The sequence below is a fragment of the Streptomyces sp. NBC_01478 genome (genome assembly GCF_036227225.1).
GTDB lineage: Bacteria > Actinomycetota > Actinomycetes > Streptomycetales > Streptomycetaceae > Streptomyces.
Map to the genome: position 1 here is coordinate 2,201,132 of NZ_CP109444.1, position 22,406 is coordinate 2,223,537.

General features: G+C 72.8%; 2 protein-coding genes. Both read right to left on the reverse strand.

What is annotated here, in order from left to right; translation table 11 throughout:
- Positions 1 to 5 precede the first annotated feature (5 nt).
- A complete protein-coding gene (locus OG223_RS09905; RefSeq protein ID WP_329245352.1) occupies positions 6 to 209 on the reverse strand; it encodes an MbtH family protein in 204 nt (67 codons plus the stop codon).
- A 63-nt stretch (positions 210 to 272) separates the two neighbouring features.
- Complete coding sequence (locus OG223_RS09910) at positions 273 to 22,331, reverse strand: non-ribosomal peptide synthase/polyketide synthase (protein WP_329245355.1); 22,059 nt, start codon at positions 22,329 to 22,331, stop codon at positions 273 to 275.
- Positions 22,332 to 22,406 lie beyond the last annotated feature (75 nt).

Genomic DNA, 22,406 nt, shown 5'->3' on the forward strand with positions numbered 1-22,406 from the left:
TGTGCTCAGCCCCCGTCGACCAGGCTCTTGGGCCTCATGTCCGTCCAGTTGGTCTCGATGTGGTCGAGGCACTCCTGCCGTCCGGCCGGTCCGTACGCGACCGTCCAGCCCGCCGGTACGTCCACGAACTCGGGCCAAAGACTGTGCTGGCCCTCGTCGTTGACGAGAACGGAGTAGACGCCGTCGGGGTTCTCGAACGGGTTGCTCATGTCGGGGATTCCTTGCCTCTCTGATGCGGACTGAAGCGGTCTGATGGGTAAGTGGGGGTGCGGTCAGGGCTGGTTGAGCGTGTCCGCTCGTCGTACGACCGCCTCCAGCGCCCGGAACCAGGTGCGGGCCAGGTCACCGACCTGTTCCTCGGTGAGGAGTTCGGCGGCGTACGCCCAGTGGGCGCTCAACTCGGGGCCCTCGGGGCGGTCTTCGGTGATGGCGTTGAGGGTCAGGGCGTGGGACATCGGCTGGCCGGGGTCGGCGTCGAGGTCGGCGGCGTCGTCCTCGGGGGCGTAGGACCAGTCGGCTGCCGCCGGGCGGTCGAAGCGGCCCATGTAGTTGAACTCGATCTGCGCCTCCCCGAGTTGGGCGAGCTTTGCGCCCGTCCCGGTGTTGAGGTGGCGCAGCAGGCCGTGTCCGATGCCGGCCGTGGGCAGCGCGGTGAGGTGCTCGCGGACGCGGGCCAGGGCCGTGTCCAGCGCGGGTCCGCCCGCGAAGGCGTCCGCCGGGTCGGCCTCGCCCGGGTCGAGTCGTACGGGTACGACGCTGGTGAACCAGCCGACCGTACGGGACAGGTCGGCGTCGCCCGCGAGTCGCTCCTCGCGGCCGTGGCCCTCCACGTCCACCAGCACGGGCCCGCCCGGCAGTTCGGCGCCCAGGGTGCGGGTGCGCCAGTCGCCGACGGCCAGGGCGAACGCCGTGAGCAGGACGTCGTTGACGGTGGCTCCGAACGCCGCCGGGGACCGGCTCAGCAGCGGGCCGGTGAGGTCGGCGGGCAGGGTCAGGGAGAGGTGGCGGGTGGTGGCGACCGTGTCCCGGGCCGGGTCGAGCGGGCGGGCCAGCGGGAGTTCGGCGCCCTCGGCGAGGGCGGAGGTCCACCACGGCAGCTCGTCCTCGGTGGCCGGGTCGGTGGCACGGGTGCCGAGGAGTCGGGACCAGCGGGCGAACGACAGCTCCACGGGGGCGAGTTCGGGGGTACGGCCGCCCCTGACCGCCGCCCAGGCGGTGGCCAGGTCGGGCAGCAGGACGCGCCAGGAGACGCCGTCGATCACCAGGTGGTGGACGAGGATCAGCAGCCGTCCGGGTCGGCCGGGTCCGGCGTCGAACCAGACCGCCCGCACCATCGCCCCGGCGTCCGGGTCGAGCCCGGCCCGGGCCGTCTCGGCATGGCGGGAGATGGCCGCGCGGAGTGCGTCGTCGTCCGTGCCGCGCACGTCGACGCGGATGAGCCAGGTGCTGACGTCGGTGTCTCGTGCGGCCGGTACTCGCAGCAACCACTCGGGGTCGCGGACGAGTTGGGCGCGCAGCATGTCGTGCCGAGCAGCGAGGGCCGTGAGCACGGTGTGCAGTCCGGGTTCGGTGAGGTCGGCCGGGGTCTGGACCAGGGCCGCCTGGTGGTAGGCGGCGATGGGTCCGCCGCGTTCCAGCAGGCCGCGCATGATCGGGGTGAGCGGGACGGTGCCGGTGCCGTCGTCGTGGACGGCGTGCCGTTCGTCGGTGCCGAGCGGGACGGCAACGGCCGCGAGGGCGGCGACAGTTCGGTGCTGGAAGACCTGCCGGGGCGTGACCCGCAGCCCACCGGCGCGCGCCCGGGCGACGAGTTGCATGGCGACGATGCTGTCACCGCCGAAGGTGAAGAAGTCGTCGTCGGTGCCGACGGCCTCGGCGGGCAGCCCGAGGGCGTCCGCGAACAGGTCGCGCAGGGTGCGTTCGGTGTCGTTCTCGGGGGCCCGGCCGCCGCCCCGCGCGGTGAAGTCCGGGGCGGGCAGGGCGGATCGGTCGAGCTTGCCGTTCGACATCAACGGCAGCTCGTCGAGGACGACCACGGCGGCCGGGACCATGTAGTCGGGCAGTGCGGAGGCGGCGTGGGCGCGCAGCTCGGCACCGTCCGTCCCTTCGGCGACGACGTAGGCGATCAACTGCCTTATGCCGGGCCGGTGTTCGCGGGCCACGACGACTGTCTGCGTGACGGCCGGGTGGGTGTCCAACGCGGCCTCGATCTCGGCGAGTTCGATGCGGTAGCCGCGGATCTTGACCTGGTCGTCGGTGCGGCCGGCGAACTCCAGCAGGCCGTCCTCGGTCCAGCGGGCCATGTCGCCGGTGCGGTACATGCGCGCGCCGGGCGCGGTGGCGTACGGGTCGGCGACGAAGCGTTCGGCGGTGAGTTCGGGGCGGCCGAGGTAGCCGCGGGCCAGGCCCGGTCCCGAGAGGTACAACTCGCCGGTGACGCCCGGCGGTACGGGGCGCAGGGCGGTGTCGAGGACGTAGGCGCGGGACTCGTGGACGGGGCGTCCGACGACCGGGGTGGCGCTGTCGCGGACCCGGCCGACGAGCGCGTCCACGGTGGCCTCGGTGGGGCCGTAGAGGTTGAACGCCTCGGTGTCCGAGAGGGCGGCGAGCCGGGTCCACAGCGACTCGGGTACGGCCTCGCCGCCGAAGCCGACCACGGAGAGCGGGCAGTCGCCCTCGGCGCCGATCAGGCCGCTGTCCGCCATCTGCGCGAGCAGGGACGGGGTGACCTCGATGAAGTCGATGCCCCGGTCGCGGATGAACGCGGCGAGGAGTTCGGGGTCGCGGCGGGTCTCGTCGTCGGCGATGTGCAGCGCGTGCCCGTCAAGGAGCCACAACTGCGGCTGCCAGGAGGCGTCGAAGGTGAACGACCAGGCATGCCCGACGCGCAGGCGCCTGAGGCCGGTGCGCTGCTTGGCGACCTCGTGCAGGTCGTGCCGGTGGCTGTGGAAGAGGTTGGCGATGCCTCGCTGGGTGACGACGACGCCCTTGGGGCGGCCGGTGGAGCCGGAGGTGTAGATGACGTAGGCGGGGTGGTCGGGGCCGGGGGCGACGGGTTCGGCCTCCGGCAGCCCATCGGCCGGGGCGTCAAGTCGCAGGACGGGGACAGTGGTTGAGGGCAGCCTGGCGGCCGTCTCCGCCGTGGCCAGGATCAGCACGGGGCGGGCGTCGTCGAGCATGCCGGTCAGCCGGGACTCGGGAAGGTCGGGGTCGAGGGGCAGATAGGCGGCGCCCGCCTTCATCACGGCGAGGATCGCCGCGATGTGATCGGCGGTGCGGGGCAGCGCGAGCGCCACGATCCGCTCGGGTCCGACGCCGTGTCCGGCCAGTACGCGGGCCAACTGGTCCGTGCGCGCGTCGAGTTCGGCGAACGTCCACGTCGTACGGCCGTCGGTGACGGCGACCGCGCCGGGGTCAGCGGCGGCCTGGGCCACGAACAACGCCGGTACGGTGCCGAGCCGTTCGGTCCCTGGCGCGGGCAGCGCGGTGTCGTTCCAGGTCTCCACGACCGTGTGCCGCTCGGCGGGGCCGAGCAGGTCGAGCCGGCCGACGGCGCGGTCCGGGTCTGCCGCCATGCCGGTCAGGAGCGCGGTCAGGGCGTCCGAGATCCGTCGTACGACGGCCGGTCGGAAGAGGTCGGGCCTGAACTCGGCGGTGAGCCGCAGCCGTTCGGCGGGCTCGATCGCCCACGCGAACGGGTAGTGGGTGGAGTCCTCGTGGTCGCGGACGGAGACGCGCGGCCCGTCGCCCTCCTCCTCCGCGTCGGCGACCGGGTACGACTCGAACACCACGAGGGTGTCGAAGAGTTCGCCGAGTCCGGCGGCCCGCTGGATGTCGGCGAGGCCGAGGTGCTGGTGGGCGATGAGCCGGGACTGCTCGTCCTGGAGCCGTGCCAGCAGCGCGGCCGTGCTCTCCTCCGGGCGGACCCGCACCCGTACCGGCACGGTGTTGATGAACAGGCCGATCATCGACTCGGCACCGGCCAGTTCGGGCGAACGCCCCGCGACGGTGGCGCCGAACACCACGTCGTCCCGGCCGGTGAGCCGACCGAGGAGCACGCCCCAGGCCGCCTGGACCAGGGTGTTGACGGTGACGCCCTGACGGCGCGCGAACGCCTCCAGCTCCGCCGTGCGCTCCGGGTCCAACTCGACGGTGTGGGTGCTCGGTACGACGGCGGCGCGGTCGGGGTCGACGGGCGCGAGCCGCGTCGGCTCGGCCAGCCCGCCGAGGGCCTCGGCCCATGCGGCGGTGGACACGGCCGGGTCCTGGGCGGCCAGCAGCCGCAGGTGCTCGCGGTACGGAGCGGGTGCGGTCGGCGTACGGCCCTCGTAGCGCGCCCACAACTCGGCGGTGAGCAGCGGCAGCGACCAGCCGTCGAGCAGGAGGTGCTGGTGCGAGAGCACGAGCCGGTGCCGGTCCGGACCGAGCCGGGCCAGCAACAGCCGCAGCAGTGGCGGGTGTTCGGGGTCGAAGCGGCGTCGCTCCTGGACGAGCAGGCGCTCCCATTCCTCAGGGTCGTCGGCCAAGTCGAGCTGTCGCCACGGCAGTACGGCCGTGCGCGGTACGACGGCGACGGGCCGTCCGGAGGACAGGTGCCGGAAGCCGCTGCGCAGGTTCTCGTGCGCGTCGAGGACGGACTGGGCCGCGGTGTGCAACCGGTCGGCGTCCAGGGGGCCTTCGAGGTCGTAGGAGACCTGGACGGTGTACACGTCCGGTCCGTCGTCGCCGGAGTCGAGGGCTGCGTGGAAGAGCAGGCCGGCCTGGAGCGGGGAGACGGGCAGGACTTCGGTTCCGGCGGGCAGGGCGGCGAGTTCGGCGCGCTCTTCGGACGTGAGGTCGAGCAGGGTGACCTCGTCGTCGCCCTCGGCGGTGGCCGTGGTGGCGGTGACGGTGGCGAGCCCGGCTGCCGACTTGTGGCGGAACACGTCGCGCGGGCTGAAGGTGAGGCCGGCGGCGCGGGCGCGGGCGACCAGTTGCATGGCGACGATGCTGTCGCCGCCGAGGGAGAAGAAGTCGTCCTCGACTCCGACGCGTTCGAGACCGAGCACGTCCGCGACGAGGGCGCAGAGGGCCTCCTCCAGCGGTGTGCGCGGGCGGGTGTCGGTGACCTCGGCGGCGAAGTCGGGGGCGGGCAGGGCGCGGCGGTCGAGTTTGCCGTTGGGGGTGAGCGGGAGGGCGTCGAGGGTGACGACGGCCGACGGGACCATGTGGTCGGGCAGCGACCGGGCGGCGTGGGCGCGGAGTTCGGCGGAGTCCGCCGCCGGACCGGTCGGCACGACATAGGCGACGAGGCGCTCGTCGCGCAGGACGACGGTGGCGTGCGCGACGCCCGTGTGGGCGGCCAACACGCTCTCGATCTCGCCGAGTTCGATGCGGAAGCCGCGCAGTTTGACCTGGTCGTCGGCGCGGCCGAGGTACTCCAGTTCGCCGTCCCAGGTCCAGCGGGCCAGGTCGCCGGTGCGGTACATACGGGCGCCGGGCTCGGTGGCGTACGGGTCGGCGACGAAGCGTTCGGCGGTCAGCGCGGAGCGGCCCAGGTAGCCGCGCGCCAACTGGACGCCTGCCAGATACAGTTCGCCGGCCACACCGGGCGGTACAGGGCGGAGTCCCGCGTCGAGGACATAGGTGCGGGTGTTCCACACCGGGCGGCCGATCGACACGCCGGCCGGGTCGGCGGGGACCTCGTGGGCGGTGACGTCGACGGACGCCTCCGTGGGGCCGTAGAGGTTGTGCAGGCGGCTGTTCGGCAGGACCTGGTGGAAGCGGGCGGCGAGCGGGGCGGGCAACGCCTCGCCGCTGCACATGACTTGGAGCAGACCGGTGCAGCGGGCGGCGGCGCGCTCGTCGAGGAAGGCGCGCAGCATCGACGGCACGAAGTGGGCCGTGGTGATGTGCTGACGCTCGATCAGTTCGGCGAGGTAGACCGGGTCCTGGTGGCCTTCCGGGCGGGCGACGACGAGCGTGGCGCCGGTGATGAGCGGCCAGAAGTACTCCCACACCGACACGTCGAACCCGGCCGGGGTCTTCTGCAGCACCCGGTCGTCGGCGTCGAGGCGGTAGGTGTCCTGCATCCACAACAGGCGGTTGGTGATGCCCTGGTGAGGGACGGTGACGCCCTTGGGGCGGCCGGTGGAGCCGGAGGTGTAGATGACGTAGGCGGGGTGGCGGGGGTCGAAGGCGATGGGCAGCGGTGCGTACGCCGAGTGGTCGGGAGTGCCGTCCGTGTCCACGGTGAGCGTGGGCACGTCGCTGTCCGGGAGGGTGATGCCCTCGGTGGTGATCAGGCAGACCGGGCGGGCGTCGGCGAGCGTGTAGGCAAGGCGGTCGGCCGGGTAGCCGGTGTCGAGGGGCAGATAGGCGGCGCCCGCGCGGTGGACCGCGAGGAGGGACACCACGAGGGCGAAGGAGCGCGGCAGGGCGACGGCGACGACGGCCTCGGCCCGCGCGCCGTGTGCGGCGAGGGTGTGCGCCAACTTCTCCACGCGCAGGTCGAGTTCCGCGTAGGTGAGGGCGGTGTCCTCGAAGACGACCGCCGTGGCTTCGGGGGTGCGGGCGACCTGGGCGCGGAAGAGTTCCGGCAGGGTGAGGTCGGGGACGGTGCGGGCGGTGTCGTTCCAGTCGGTGAGGACGAGGGCGCGTTCGTCGTCGCGCAGGACGTCGAGGGTGCCGATGCGCCGGTCGGGGTCGGTGGCGATCTGGGCCAGGAGCAACTCCAGGCGCTGGGCGAGGAGTTCGGCGGTCGACTCGTCGAAGAGGTCGGCGCTGTACTCGATCCAGCAGCGCATGCCGTCCGCGCCCTGCTCGACGAAGTCGAAGCTGAGGTCGAACTTGGCGCCCTGCTGGCCAAGTTCCGCACGGCGCGCGGTCAGACCGGGCAGGGCGGGCGTGGCGCCCTCGTCGTCGAGGTGGACGACCATCACCTGGAACAGCGGGTGCCGGGCCAGTGAGCGGGCCGGGTTGACCGCCTCGACCAGGCGCTCGAAGGGCAGGTCCTGGTGTTCGTAGGCGGCGAGGTCGGTGTCCCGGACGCGGGCGAGCAGCTCGGCGAACGTGGGGTCGCCGGACAGATCGGTGCGCAGGACAAGGGTGTTGACGAAGAAGCCGACCAGGTTTTCGAGGTGTTCGTCGGCCCGTCCGGAGATGGGTGCCCCGAGCGGGATGTCGTCCCCGGCACCGAGCCGGTGCAGCAGTGCGGCGACGGCGGCCTGGGTGACCATGAACATACTGACGCCGTGGTGGCGGGCCAACGCGCGCAGCGCGCCGGTCTGTTCGGCGTCGAGATTCAGCCCGACGGCACCGCCCCGGTGGCTGCTCTCCAGCGGACGGGGACGGTCGGTGGGCAGCGCGAGCTCGTCCGACAGGCCCGCCAATACCGTCTGCCAGTAGGCGAGTTGGCGGGACTGGCGGCTGTCCGGGGCGTCGGCGTCGCCGAGCGCCTCGCGGTGCCAGAGGGCGTAGTCGGCGTACTGCACGGGCAGCGGGGTCCACGCGGGGGCCCGTCCCTCGCGGCGGGCTTCGTAGGCGGTGGCCAGGTCCCGCCACAGCGGCCCGTCGGACCACTGGTCGCCGGCGATGTGGTGCAGCACCAACAGCAGGACGTGCCGGTCCTCCGCCAACTCGAACGCGTGGGCGCGCAGCGGGAGTTCACGGTCGATGTCGAACCCGCGCGCGGCGGCCTCGGCGAGCCGCTCGGGCAGTTCGGTCTCCGTGACCCGGCTGTGGTGGAGGGGCACGGAGGCCTCGTCCAGCACGACCTGGTGGGGGCGGCCGTCCCGCTCGGGGAAGACCGTGCGCAGGCTCTCGTGCCGTACGGCGACGTCGTTCAACGCGGCGGCCAGCGCGGCCTGGTCGAGCGTGCCGGTCAGATGCCAGGCGGCCGGGATATTGTACGTGGCTCCCGGGCCCTCGATGCGGTGCAGCAGCCAGAGGCGCTGCTGGGCATAGGAGAGCGGGAGTTCGTCGGGGCGTTCGGCGGGGACGAGGGCGGGCAGTCCGCCGGCCCGGTCGTCGAGGCGGGCCGCGAGGAGCGCGGGCGTGGAGGCCTCGAAGACGGTACGGACGGTGAGGTCGGCGCCAAGTGCCGTGCGGACGCGGCTGACCAGGCGCATGGCCAGCAGGGAGTGGCCGCCGAGGGTGAAGAAGTCGTCGTCGGCGCCGACGCGTTCGAGGCCGAGGATGTCGCCGAAGAGTCCGGCGAGGATCTCCTCGCGCGGGCCGCGGGGCGAGGTGCCCGGGTCCGTACCGGTGGCGGTCGTGAAGTCAGGGGCGGGCAGGGCGGCGCGGTCGAGCTTGCCGTTGGGGGTGAGGGGCAGCGTGTCGAGGGCGACGATGGCGGCGGGGACCATGTGGGCGGGGAGGGCGGCGGCGGTGTGGGCGCGGAGGGCGGCCACGTCGAGCGGTCGGGCGGGGAGCGGGGCGGAGTGGAGTGCGGGCCTGTCCGCCGTCTCGGCGACAGTGCCGAAGCCGGGCGCGGTCACGTCCGCCGAACGGACGGCCGTAGTGGCGCGAAGCGCCTCCACGCCGGCCGTCCGGCCGTCCCCGGCCGGGACCACATACGCCACCAGGCGCTGCTCGCGCACCACGACCACAGCGTGGGCAACGTACGGATGCGTGGTCAACACGCCCTCGATCTCGCCGGGTTCGACGCGGAAGCCGCGTACCTTCACCTGGTCGTCGGTACGGCCCAGATACTCGACCGTGCCATCGGCGTTCCAGCGGGCCAGGTCGCCGGTGCGGTACATGCGGGTGCCCGGGGTGCCGTACGGGTCGGCGACGAACCGCTCCGCGGTCAGGCCGGGCCGGTCGAGGTAACCGCGTGCCAACTGGACGCCCGCCAGGTACAACTCGCCCGGGATGCCGGGTGGGACGGGGCGCAGGCCGGCGTCGAGGACGTAGGTGCGGGTGTTCCACACCGGGTGGCCGATCGGCACGCTCGTCGCGTCGGGTCCGATCTCCACGGCCGTCACGTCGACCGAGGCCTCGGTCGGACCGTAGAGGTTGTGCAACTCGGCGGTGCCCAGGGCCTCGTGGAAGCGGTGGGTGAGGGTGACGGGCAGGGCCTCGCCGCTGCACATGACCCGGCGCAGGCCGGTGCAGTCCGCCGCGGCCGGTTCCTCCAGGAAGAGTTGGAGCATGGAGGGCACGAAGTGGATGGTGGTGACGTCCTGTTCACGGATCAGCTGGGCCAGGTAGGCCGGGTCGCGGTGGCCCTCGGGGCGGGCGACGACCAGGGTGGCGCCGGTGATCAGGGGCCAGAAGAACTCCCACACCGACACGTCGAAGCTCGACGGGGTCTTCTGCAACACCCGGTCGTCGGCGGTGAGTCCGTACGCGTCCTGCATCCACAGCAGCCGGTTGACGATGCCCTCGTGCGGGACGACGACGCCCTTGGGGCGGCCGGTGGAGCCGGAGGTGTAGATGACGTAGGCGGGGTGCGACGGGTCGTAGGACGTGGGGAGTTGGGCCTCGGGACCGGTCGGCAGGGTGTCGCGGACGACGTACACCGGGCGGGCGTCCTCGACCATGAGGGCGAGGCGGTCCTCCGGGTAGTCGGGGTCGAGCGGGAGGTAGGCGGCTCCGGCGCGGTGGACGGCGAGCAGGGCGACGACGAGTTCGAGTGAGCGCGGGAGGGCTACGGCCACGGTCTCCTCGGGGCCCGCGCCGAGCGCGGCCAACACCCCGGCCGTGCGCTCGACTTGGGCGTCCAGCTCCGCGTACGTCAGTCGCTGCCCCTCGAAGACGAGTGCCGTGGCGTCGGGGGTGCGGGCGACCTGGGCGCGGAAGAGTTCCGGGAGGGTGGTGGCCGGCACGGGGTGTTCGGTGGCGTTCCACTCCCCCAGGACCAGCGCGCGCTCGGTGTCCTCCAGGAGGTCGAAGTCCCTTACGGCGCGGTCGGGTTCGGCCGCCGCGTGGTCCAGGAGGCGGGCCATGCGGGCGGCGATGCGCTCGGCGGTGCCGTGGTCGAAGAGGTCGGTCGCGTACTCCAGGAGCAGGACCACCCGGTCGCGGCCGGTCTCGTCGACGAAGGTGAAGTGCAGGTCGAACTTCGCCATGCCGGTGTCCATGTCGAACCACTCGGTCGTGAGGCCGAGCACGTCCGGGTCGCCGTCGGGGCGGTGGTGGTAGCCGAGCATGACTTGGAAGAGCGGGTTGCGGCCTGCCACGCGGGGCGGGTTGAGTGCCTCCACGACCCGGTCGAAGGGCAGGTCCTGGTACTCGAAGGCCACGAGGGACGACTCCCGTACCCGGCCCAGGAGTTCACGGAACGTCAGCTCGTCGCCGGACACGTCGGTACGCAGCACCAGCGTGTTGACGAAGAAGCCCACCAGGTCGGCGAGGGCCTCGTCGGTGCGACCGGCGATGGGGGCGCCGAGCGGGATGTCCTCGCCCGCGCCGAGCCGGTTCAGCAGGGCGGCGGTGGCCGCCTGGAACAGCATGAACATGCTGGTCCCGGTGGCGCCGGAGAGGTCTCGGAGGGCGTGGCCGGTGGCGGTGGGCAGTTCCAGGCGGACCTTGCCGCCGTGTCCGGTCGGCTCGGTGGGGCGCGGTCGGTCGGCGGGCAGGGCGAGTTCGTCGGGGAGGCCGCGCAAGGCGTCGGCCCAGTGGGCGAGTTGGGCCTCGCCGGTGCGGGCGAGGAGGTCGTCCTGCCAGAGGGTGTAGTCGGCGTACTGCACCGGCAGGGGCGCCCACTCAGGTGCCTGTCCCTCGCGGCGGGCCGCGTAGGCGGTGTCGAGGTCGGCGAGGAAGGGGCGGTCGGACCACTCGTCGGTGGTGATGTGGTGCAGGACGACGGCCACCACGTGCTCGTCCGGGCCGAGCCTGAACACCTCGCAGCGCAAGGGGAGTTCGGCGGTGAGGTCGAAGGGACGGCGCTGGGCGGACTCGATCAGCGCGGGCAGGTCGTCCTCGGCACAGTCGACGACCGTGCAGGCCGGGACCGCCTCATCGGCGGGGACGATCCGCTGGTACGGCTCGCCCTCGTGTGTCGGGAACACCGTCCGCAGCGCCTCGTGGCGTCCGGCGACGTCGCGCAGTGCGGCGGCCAGGGCCTCGGTGTCGAGGGTGCCGCGCAGCCGGAAGACCAGCGGGAAGTTGTAGGCGACTCCGCTGCCGGTGATCTCCTCGACGAGCAACAGCCGTCGCTGGGCGGCCGACAGCGGGATGCGGGCAGGCCTGTCCGCGACCGGAGTGATCGCCGGGCGGGCTGGGCTCGCCGTGTCCGCACGGCCCGCGAGCAGAGCGGGAGTCGGGGCTTCGAAGAGGTCGCGGATGGCGAGTTCGGCGCCCAGTTCGGTGCGGGCACGGCTGACCAGTCGGGTGGCGAGGAGTGAATGCCCGCCCAGGTCGAAGAAGTTGTCCTCCGCGCCGACTTCGGGGAGCCCCAGCACCTCGGCGAACAGGCGGCAGAGCACCTCTTCCTGCGGGGTGCGCGGGCCGCGTCCGCCACCGAGGGCGACGGCGGGTTCGGCGTCGGGCAGGGCCCGGACGTCGAGCTTGCCGTTGGCGTTCATGGGCAGGCCGTCGACGGTGACGAACGCCGACGGGACCATGTACTCGGGCAGTTCGCGGCCCAGGTCCTCGCGCAGCCGCCGCACCAGCGCGCTCGCCTCGCGGGCGGCGGTGGGGTCGTTGGCGTAGGGGTGCGTGCCGCCGCCGGGCCGGAACAGGCCGCCGGTCAGGCGCAGTTCGGGGGACTTCAGGAAGACGGCGTCGTAGGTCCCGTCCTGCTCGGACCAGGTCGTCAGCACCCGGTATCCGGCGGCCGTACCGAGTTCGTGCAGGTGCTCGGGGTCGACGCCCGTCTCGGTCGTGCGGCCGTCCTGGATGCCGGTGAAGCGGAGTGCCTCGGGCCGTTCGCCGCGCGGGCGTTCTGTGGTGGCGCCGGTCGCAGACCAGCCGCCACGCAGGAGTTCACCGATCGCCTCGGCCGACGACCAGTCGCCGCGCAGGAGTTCGCCGATGGTGTTGCCGGTGGCCCAGTCGACGGACGGGGCGTTGTCCAGGCGTACGTCCGGATCGTCGGCGTAGAGGACGACGTCGTAGCGGTGTCGGCTCAGCTCGTTGTGGTGGTGGGCGCGCTTGGTGCGCAGGTCGACGCCGTAGCCGAGGGTGGTGAAGTAGTCGGGGTCTACGAGAAGTTCCTTCTCCAGGCGCTGGCCGCGTTCCACCGCCCGCTCCAGGTCCGCTTCGGCGGTGCCCCTGGCTCGTTGGATCTCGGTGTGGAAGGTGCCGGCGAGCCGCAGGTTGCGGATGTCGCCGACGAAGAGGGCGCCGCCGGGCGCGAGCAGGTCCATCAGGCCGTGCAGGACGGTCGTGAGGTGGTCGATGCTCGGGAAGTACTGGATGACGGAGTTGATGACGATCGTGTCGAAGTAGGCGAACGGCAGCCCGCTCAGGTCCTCGGCCGGGCGGCAGCGCAGTTCGACCTTGGCGGCGAGCGCGGGGTCGCGCCGCACCTCCTCACCGATCTTGCGGATGACGGGGGCGGCGAAGTCGGTCGCCCAGTACGCCTCCGCGTTCGGGGCGAGCCGTGACAGCAACAGGCCTGATCCGACGCCGATTTCGAGGATGCGGCGGGGCTTGAGGGCGCCGATGCGGGCGAGGGTGGCCTCGCGCCACTCGTGCATCTCCTCGAAGGGGATGGGCTGTCCGTCGTAGGAGCTGTCCCAGCCGTCGTACTGCTCGGTGAAGACGGCGGTGCCGATCTCCTCGTACTCGTCGGAGTAGATCTCCTGCCACTCCCCCACCTGCGCGGCCTCGGCGGCGGTGCGTTCGGCCGAGTCGGCGCCGGAGGGCACGACGTAGCCGACGAGGCGTTCGTCGCGGACGACCACGGCGGCCTGGGAGACGAGCGGGTGGCGGCTGAGGGCGGTTTCGATCTCGCCGGGTTCGATGCGGTAGCCGCGGATCTTGACCTGGTCGTCGGTGCGGCCGAGAAAGTCGAGGTTGCCGTCGGGGTTGCGGCGCACGAGATCGCCGGTGCGGTACATGCGCTCGCCGGGCTCGCCGAACGGGTCGGCGACGAAGCGTTCGGAGGTCAGCGCGGGCCGGTCCAAGTAGCCGCGGGCCAGGCCGATTCCGGCGATGTACAGCTCGCCGGGGACACCGTCGGGCACCGGGCGCAGCCAGGCGTCGAGGATGTGGGCGCGGGTGCCCCGGATGGGCTTGCCGACGGTGGGGGTGTCGCTGTCGAGGGTGCCGCCGCCGAGGGTGTTGATGGTGTACTCGGTCGGCCCGTACAGGTTGTAGCCGTAGGTGCCCTCGGTGTCGCGCAGTGCCGTCCACACCGTCTCCGGTACGGCTTCGCCGCCGAGGAGGACGAGGGGCGGGACATGGCCCTCCAACAGGCCCTGTTCGATGAGGAGTCGGGCGTAGGTGGGGGTGACGTTGACGACGTCGACGCGGTGGCGTTCGCAGTAGGCGACCAGCGCCTCGGCGTCACGCCGCAACTCCTCGTCGCAGACGTGCACTTCGTGGCCCTCGACCAGCCACAGCAGCTCTTCCCACGACATGTCGAAGGCGAAGGACACGGTGTGCGCGATGCGCAGTCGTCGGCCGCCGGCCGAGGCGATGGCGGGCTCGAAGATCTCCTTCTGGTGGTTCAACTGCATGTTCGTCAGGCCCCGGTAGGGGGTGACGACGCCCTTGGGGCGGCCGGTGGAGCCCGAGGTGTAGATGACGTAGGCGGGGTGTTCGAGGCTGAAGCGCAGACGGACGGGAGTGTCCGGCCGGCCCGCCAACTCCCCCTTGATCTCCGGGGTGTCGAGCAGGACGCGGGTCATCTCGCCGTCCAGCGTGGCGGATACGGCCGTGGTGCTGAGCAGGAGAAGCGGGCTTGCGTCGGCCAGCATCAGGGAGAGGCGGTCGTCCGGGTGGTCCAACTCCAGGGGCAGATAGGCCGCCCCGGTGCGCAGGACCGCGAAGAGGGCGACCACCATGTCGAGGGAGCGCGGCAGGGCGAGCGCCACGACCTGCTCGGGGCCCGCGCCCCGGTCGATCAGCAGCCGGGCCATCCGGTTGACGGCCGCGTCGAGTTCGGCGTACGTCATGCTGCGCTCGCCGAAGACCAGGGCCCGTTCGTCCGGGGTGCGTTCGGCCTGCGCGGCGAGCAGGTCTGCGATGGTGTCCTCGGGGTCGGGGACACGGCTGGCCGCCGACTCCCGCTGTAGCGCCTCAACTTCGGCGGGAAGGAGGGAATCGAGGGAGCCGACCGGTGCCGTGAGGTCGACGGTGAGGCGGTCGACGAGGAGCGTGAAGCGGTCGAGGAGGGCCTGCGCCTGGTCGGTCGGGACTAGGTCGGGGCGGTGGGTGAGGGTGACGGCGATCTCGCGGCCGGGGGTGATGACGAGGTTGGCCGGGTAGTGGGTGGCGTCGACGTTGGCGACGGCGGTGGCGCCGTGCCGGGTCTTCAGGTCGGCGAGCCGTTCCTCGGTGTCGTTGTTGCGCAGCACGAACAGCGTGTCGAAGAGCTTGCGGTGGCCGGTCTCGGCCTGGAGGACACCGAGGCTGAGGTGCTCGTACGGCATGAGGTCGAGGCGTTCGCCCTGGATGCGGCGGAGCAGGTCGAGGACCGGTTCGGCGGGGTCGAGGGCGATGCGGGTCGGGACGGTGTTGAGGAACAGGCCGATGATGTTGCCGACGTCCGGGACCTCGCTGGGCCGGCCTGCGACGGTGGTGCCGAACACGACGTCGGCGCGGCCGGTCGCGGAGGCGAGGGTGAGTCCCCAGGCTGCGTTGAGGATCGTGTTGAGGGTCAGGCCGTGGGCGGGGGCCAACTCGCGCAGGCGGTCGCCGAGTTCGGTGGAGAGACGGGTGTCGAGCTGGTCGGGGATGACCGGTTCGAGGCCGTCGGTGGCGGTGGGGGCGAGCAGGGTCGGCTCGTCGAGACCGGCGAGCGCGGTGCGCCAGGCGGCGGTGGCGACCGAGTCGTCCTGCTCCTCGAGCCAGGTCAGGTAGTCGCGGTAACTGCCGGGCTCGGGAAGGGCGTTGGCGTCGCCGCCCATCTCGTAGAGGGCGAACAGCTCATCGAGGAAGAGCCAGGCCGACCAGCCGTCCCAGAGGATCAGATGGCGGCCGATGACGAGCCGGTCGCCGCGTTCCGCGCCGAGGCACAACAGGAGCAGCCGGAACAGCGGGGGTGCGGACAGGTCGAAGCGACGGTTGCGTTCGGCGTCCGTCAACTCCCGCAGGAGTACGTCCTGTTCGGCGGCGGGGAGGAGGGAGAGGTCGACCTCTTCGAGGGGGATCTCCGGGTCCTCGACGATGAACTGCACGGGCTGGTCGAGGCCGTCGCTGGTGAAACCCGCGCGCAGACCGGGGTTGCGGTCGAGGAGGGTACGGACGGCGGCGCGCAGCCGGGTGGTGTCGAGGCGGGTGGCGAAGTCGAAGGTCTCGTGGACGGTGTAGACGTCCAACGCGCCCTCGTCGTACGCCGAGTGGAAGAACAGGCCTTCCTGGAGGGGGGCCAGCGGCCAGACGTCGGCGACCTCCGCCGGGGCGGCGACGGCGCGGACGCGGGCGTGTTCGGCGGTGGTGAGGGTGAACGCCTCGACGGGGGCGACCACGGCGGTCGATGCGGTGCCGGCCGCCAACGCCAGGGCGGCGGGCGTGCGGTGCGTGAACACGTCGCGCGGGCTCAGGTCCAGGCCCGCCGCGCGAGCGCGGCTCGCGACGCCGATGGAGCTGATGCTGTCGCCGCCGAGCCGGAAGAAGTCGTCGTCGGGGCCCGCGTCCTCGATGCCGAGGACGGCCGCGAAGATCTCGGTGAGCTGCCGCTCCAACGGCCCCTCGGGCAGGCGGCGTTCGGCGCGCTCGGCCTCGGGGGCGGGCAGCGCGGCCTGGTCGAGCTTGCCGCTGGGGGTGAGCGGGAGGTCGGCGAGGACGACGTACGCCTCGGGAACCAGCGGCGCGGGCAGCGCGTCGGCGAGTGCGGCGCGCAGGCCGGCGGGGTCGAGGGCGGCTCCGGAGGCCGGGACCGCGTAGGCGACGAGGTGCTGGTCGCGGATGACGACGGCACCCCGGGCCACGCCCGGTACGCGCGTCAACTCGGCCTCGATCTCACCGAGTTCGACGCGGTTTCCGCGCAGTTTGACCTGGCGGTCGGTGCGGCCCAGGTAGTCGATCGTGCCGTCGGGGCGGCGGCGCACGAGGTCGCCGGTGCGGTACATGCGGGCGCCGGGCTCGGTGGCGTACGGGTCGGCCACGAAACGGTCGGCGGTGAGCGCGGGGCGCCGGTGGTAGCCACGGGCCAACTGCACGCCGGTCAGGTACAACTCGCCGGGCACGCCGTCGGGAACGGGACGCAGGCAGGTGTCGAGGACGCGCAGGCCGGTGTTCCACACGGGCCGTCCGATGGGCACGGTGGTGCCGGGCGCACCGTCGTAGGCGTGGTAGGTCACGTCCACGGCGGCCTCGGTGGGGCCGTAGAGGTTGTGCAGCGGGACGCCGGTCAGTTCGTGCCAGCGGTGGGCGGCGGCGCCGGACAGGGCCTCGCCGCTGCTGAACACCCGGCGCAGGCTGCCCGCCCAGGCGGGGTCGGCGGTGACCTCGTCGGAGGCGAGGAACGCCCCCAGCATCGACGGCACGAAGTGCGTCGTGGTGATGCCCTCGGCCTGGATCAGCCGGGCCAGATAGGCGGGGTCGCGGTGTCCGTCGGGGGCGGCGAGGACGACGGCGGCGCCCTCGCGCAGCGCCCAGAAGAACTCCCACACACTCACGTCGAAGCTGGACGGGGTTTTCTGCAACACCCGGTCGTCGGCGGCGAGTTCGTACGCGCCCTGCATCCAGGCCAGCCGGTTGCCGATGGCGCGGTGGGTGACGACCACGCCCTTGGGGCGACCGGTGGAGCCGGAGGTGTAGATGAGGTAGGCGGGGTCGTCGGGGCGGGCCGGGTCCTGGGCGCCGCCGAACAGGGCCTCTTCGCCCTCCGCGTCCACCCGCAGCACGTCGAGACCGTCGACCGACGGCAGCCGGTCGGCGTCCCGCGCCGTCGTGACGACCGTGGTCGCGCCCGAGTCGGCCAGCATGTAGGCGAGGCGCTCGGCCGGGTAGTCCAGGTCGAGGGGCAGATAGGCGGCCCCCGACTTCAGGACGCCCAGCAGCGCCACCATCAGCTCTGCCGAGCGGGGTACGGCGACGGCGACGAACCGTTCCCGGCCCGCGCCCTTGGCGCGCAGCCGTGCGGCCAACTCCTCGGCGCGTGAGTCGAGTTCGGCGTAGGTCAGGGTCGTACCGTCGAAGACGACAGCGGTGGCGCCCGGAGTCCGCGCGACCTGTGCGGCGAACTCGGCGGCGAGCGTGGTGGCCGGGATCGGCCGGGTCTCCCCCGCCGGATGGGCGGCGGCCAGCTCGTCCGGGGTGAGCAGGTCGAGGTCCGCGATCCGGGCGCCGGGGTCGTCCGCCAGCACGTGCAGGATCAGCGTGAGCCGGTCGGCGAGGGACTGCACCGCGTCGGCGTCGAGGCGGCGGGCGTGGTGCTTGAGACGCAGGTCGAGGCGGCGGCCGGGCTTGACGATGAGGGCCAGGGGGTAGTGCACGGCGTCGTGGAAGGCGTGTCCGGCGACGGCGATCGCGCCGGTGGGGTCGGTGATGCCCGGGGCGCCCTCGCCCCCGGGGTAGTTCTCGAACACCACGAGGGTGTCGAAGAGGTCGCCGTCGCCCGCGTGGCCGGTGGCGCGCTGGATGTCGGCGAGGCCGAGGTGCTGGTGGTCGAGGAGCGCGCTCTGCTCGTCCTGGAGCCGGTCGAGCACTGTGCCCAGGGTGTCACCGGGAGCCCAACGCAGGCGGGTGGGCAGGGTGTTGATGAACAGGCCGATCATCGACTCGATGCCGTCGACGGCGGCGTCACGTCCGGCGACGGTCGTGCCGAACAGCACGTCCTGGCGACCGGTCATACGGCCGACGAGCAGACCCCACGCGCCCTGGACGAGGGTGCCGAGGGTGACTCCGCGTTCCCGGGCGCGGGCGGCGAGGCGCGAGGTGACGCGCTCGGTCAACTCGACGCGGATCTGGGTGGGTTCGACCGGTCCGGCGGGCGCGGGGGCCTCGACGAGCCGGGTGGGTTCCTCGACCCCGGCGAGGGCGGTGCTCCAGGCCGCGCGGGCGGCTTCGCGGTCGGCGCCGGCGATGCGGCGGAGGTAGCCGCGGTAGGGGGCGACTTCGGGGAGGGGGGTCGGGTTCTCGCCGTAGAGGGCGAGGAGTTCGCGGTGCAGGACCGGCAAGGACCAGCCGTCCGCGACGATGTGATGGAACGTCAGGACCAGTCGGCTGCGGTCCTCGCCGAAGCGGATGAGGGCGCAGCGGATCAGCGGCGGATGGGCGAGGTCGAAGCGGTGGGCGCGTTCGTCGGCGGCGACGGCCTCGGCGAGGGCACGGCGGACCGTGGGGTCGTCCTGGGCTGCCAAGTCCACTTCGTGCCAGGGCAGTTCGAGGCCGGAGGCGATGAGCTGGACCGGGCGGCCGTCGGGTGTCTGGCGGAAGCAGGCGCGCAGCGGGGCGTGCCGGTCGACGAGCCGTTGCGCGGCCTGATGCAGCAGGGTGCCGTCGACCGGTCCGGACAGCTCGATGACCTGCTGCACTACATAGGCGTCGAGTTCGGCGCCGTCCACCAGCGCGTGGAAGAAGAAGCCTTCCTGGAGCGGGCCGAGGGGCAGCGACTCCTCGACGGCGACGGGGAACTCGCCCTGGACGGAGGCGAGTTCGTCGTCACTCAGCGGCTGCCACGGGGTGGCTTCGCCGAGATCGGCCGTCCCTGTGCGGGCGACCGTGGCGAGTTCCGCGACCGTACGGTGCCGGAACACGTCCCGCGGGGTCAGTTCCAGGCCTGCCCGGCGAGCCAGGATGAGGAGTTGGACGGCGACGATGCTGTCACCGCCGAGCGCGAAGAAGTCGTCGTCGACGCCGACCGAGGGCACCTTGAGTGCCCGTGCGTAGAGGTCGCACAGCAGCCGCTCGCGGGCCGTCTCGGGGGCCCGGCCCGCACTCGACAGACGGGTGAGGTCCGGGACCGGCAGTGCGGCGGCGTCGAGCTTGCCGCTGGGGGTGACGGGCAGCCGGTCCAGCGGGACGAAGGCGGCCGGGACCATGTAGTCGGGCAGGTACTCGGTGGCATGGGTCCGCAGGGTCGACATCAGGGCGTTGACGTTGCGGAAGGGCGCGGGGCGGTTGGTGAGCGGGTGGCCGGCTCCGGGGCGGTACCGTGCCCGCGCCTCCGCTTCGAGGGCGAACACGGCGTCCAGGCTGCCGTCCTCGGCGTCCCCGTTCCAGGTGAGCGCCACCTCGTAGCCGTGCCGCGCGGCGATCTCGTACAGGGCCTCGGGATCCACGCCGTACGGTCCGGCGGCCGGCCTGCTGCTGTCGTCGAGGGCGGAGAGCGCGGCGAGGTCGTCGGCGAGGCGGGAGTTGGGGATGCCGGTGATCCGCAACCGGTCCGGGCGTCCGGCGAGCAGCTCGTCCAGTGCCTGCGCCGAACCGAGCGCGGGCCAGGGCGACTCGGGCAGCTCCTCGGCGGCATCCGACTGCGGTCGCAGCACAACGTCGTAGCGATAGCGGGTGAGTTCGTTGTGGTGCGTGCCGCGCTTGACGCGAATGTCGGCGCTGAGGCCGTCCAGGCTCGTGAAGTAGTCGGGGTCGACGAGGAGTTCGCCCTCCCAGGCGACGGCCCGGTCCACGGCGGCGCGCAGGGCTTCCTTGTCCGCGCCCGTCTCGTCCCCCTCGTCCCGTACCCGCCCGCTCTCGACGGCGGCGCTCAGGGTGCGCAGCAGGCGCAGGTTGCGGACGTCGCCGACGAACACCGCGCCGCCGGGGGCGAGAAGTGCCGCCGCGTCCCGGAGTACGCCGGTGAGGTAGTCGCCGCCGGGGAAGTACTGGATGACGGAGTTGACGACGATCGTGTCGAAGTGGCCCTCGGGCAGACCGGTGAGGTCGTGCGCGGGACGGGCCAACAGGGTGACGCGGTCGGCGAGTTCGGGCACGGCGGACACCTGGGCGTCCAGGGCGCGTACGGCTTCCTCGGAGAGGTCGGTGCCCCAGTACTCGGCGCAGTCCGGGGCGAGCCGGGACAGCAGCAGGCCGGAGCCGACGCCGATCTCCAGGATGCGCCGGGGCCGTAGCGCGCGGATGCGGTCGAGGGTGGCCGCGCGCCACTCCCGCATGTCGGCCAGGGGGATGGGCAGGCCGTCGTACATGCTGTTCCAGCCGGCGAAGTTCTCCTCGAAACCGTCCGATCCGGCGGCGGAGTACAGGAGTTCGTGCAGGTCCTTCCAGTCCGCGACGCCCTCATCAGGGCTCGCCTCGGCGTCCAGCGAGGGCACGACGTAGGCGGCGAGGCGGCGTTCGCCGGGCCGGTCCTCGCGGACGACGACGGCGGCCTGGTCGACGGACGGGTGGGAGCGCAGGACGGACTCGATCTCGCCGGGCTCGATGCGGAAGCCCCGGATCTTGACCTGGGTGTCGACGCGGCCGTGGAACTCCAGCCGTCCGTCCGCCTTCCAGCGCACCAAGTCGCCGGTGCGGTAGAGGCGTTCACCGGGTGCGCCGAACGGGTCGGCGACGAAGCGTTCGGCGGTGAGGGCGGGGCGGCCGAGGTAGCCGCGGGCCAGGCCGGCGCCGCCGAGGTAGAGCTCTCCCGCGACACCGGCGGGGACCGGGCGCAGTCGGTCGTCGAGGACGTAGGCGCGGGTGCCGGGGTCGGGGACGCCGATGGGCACGATGGTGCCGGCCGGGGTGTCCGGGTCGCACAGGCCCAGGGTGGAGTTGGTGGTGGCCTCGGTCGGGCCGTAGGCGTTGAACATCATCCGGCCGCGCGCGTAGCGGCCGACCAGCTCGGGCGAGACGCGTTCCGTACCGGCCAACAGGGTTGCCTCGGCCGGGAGTTGGACGTCGTCGGGCATGGCCGCGAGCAAGGCCGGCGGCAGGATCATGAAGGTGATGCCGTGCTCGTTCGCGTAGTCCGCGAGGGGTGCGCCCGGGACGCGGCGGTCGGCGGGGACGACGACCAGCCGGCCCCCGGAGAGCAGGCCGAGGCACAGGTCCCAGAACGCGACGTCGAAGCTGGGTGAGGCGAACTGGAGGACGCGGCTGTGCGGGCCGATTCCGAAACGTTCCTGCTGGGTCGCGACCAGTTTGGCGACGCCCGCGTGGGAGAGGACCGTGCCCTTGGGGCGGCCGGTGGATCCTGAGGTGTAGATGACGTAGGCCGCGTGCGCGGTCGTCAACTCGTCGGCGGTGGACGGGCCGCGGGCCGGGTACGCGGCCAGCTCGGCGACCGTCTCCGGGGCGTCGAGTACCAACGGGTCGAGGTCCGGCGGGAGTTCGGGGGCGATCTCGGCGGTGGTGACGAGGCAGACCGGGCGGGCGTCGGCGAGCATGTAGGCGATGCGGTCGGCCGGGTAGTCGGTGTCGACGGGCAGATAGGCCGCACCCGACTTCAGGACGGCGACCTCGGCCACGATCATGTCGGCCGAGCGCGGTACGGCGAGCGCCACGACCTGTTCGGGACCGGCCCCCCGGGCCACGAGCGCGTGTGCCAACTTCGCGGCACGGGCGTCGAGTTCGGCGTAGGTGAGGCGGACGTCCTCGTGGACGAGGGCGATCTCGTGCGGGCGGGCGGCGACCTGGTCGGCGAACATGCGGGGCCAGGTGAGCGCGGGGACGTCGTGCTCGGTGTCGTTCCAGCCGCGCAGGATGCGGTGCCGTTCGTCCGTGCCGAGGAGTTCGAGGTCGGCGACCGGGGTGTCCGGGCGGGCGACGGCGTCGGCGAGGAGCGTGCCGTAGTGGCCGAGGACCAGGTCGACGGTGGCGGGCTCGAAGAGGTCGGTGCGGTAGTCCGCCGACACTGCCCCGTCGGTCACGGTGAGGGCCAGGTCCAGGGGGCCGGTCTCGTCCCAGGGGGCGGGGCCGAAGCCCGTGGCGCACAACAGGCCGCCGCCGCGGAAGGGTTCGGGGGCGAGCAGCCGTAGCAGATCCGTGGTCGGCAGGTGGTGGGCGGCGGCCTCCGCGCCTACGGCCGTGATCTGCTCGCGGAGTTCGGCGAACGGGGTGTCGCCGTCGATCGTGACGCGGAGCGGGAGGCCCTCGTGGGCGACCGCCGTCTCGGTGGCCGTCGTACCGCCGTAGCGGTGCAACAGGGCGACGAAGGCGGCGAGTTGGGTGGCCACGTCGGCGGTCACGGCGAGGGGGGCCGCACGTCGGGCGCGGGAGACCTCGCCCTCTCCGCGAGGCGGACGGGGGAAGTCCAGCGGCAGGGACGTCTCCGGCACCGGTGACGCGAACCTCCGTCGCCAGAAGTCGTTCGCCGCCGTTGCCTGTGCCGAAGAAAGCGTGTTGCCCGCCACAGTTGCCCGTGCCTCCCGATGCGTGCGGAACGGCTCAGCGGAGCCGCGACCGCTCGCATAGTAAGGTAAGCATTG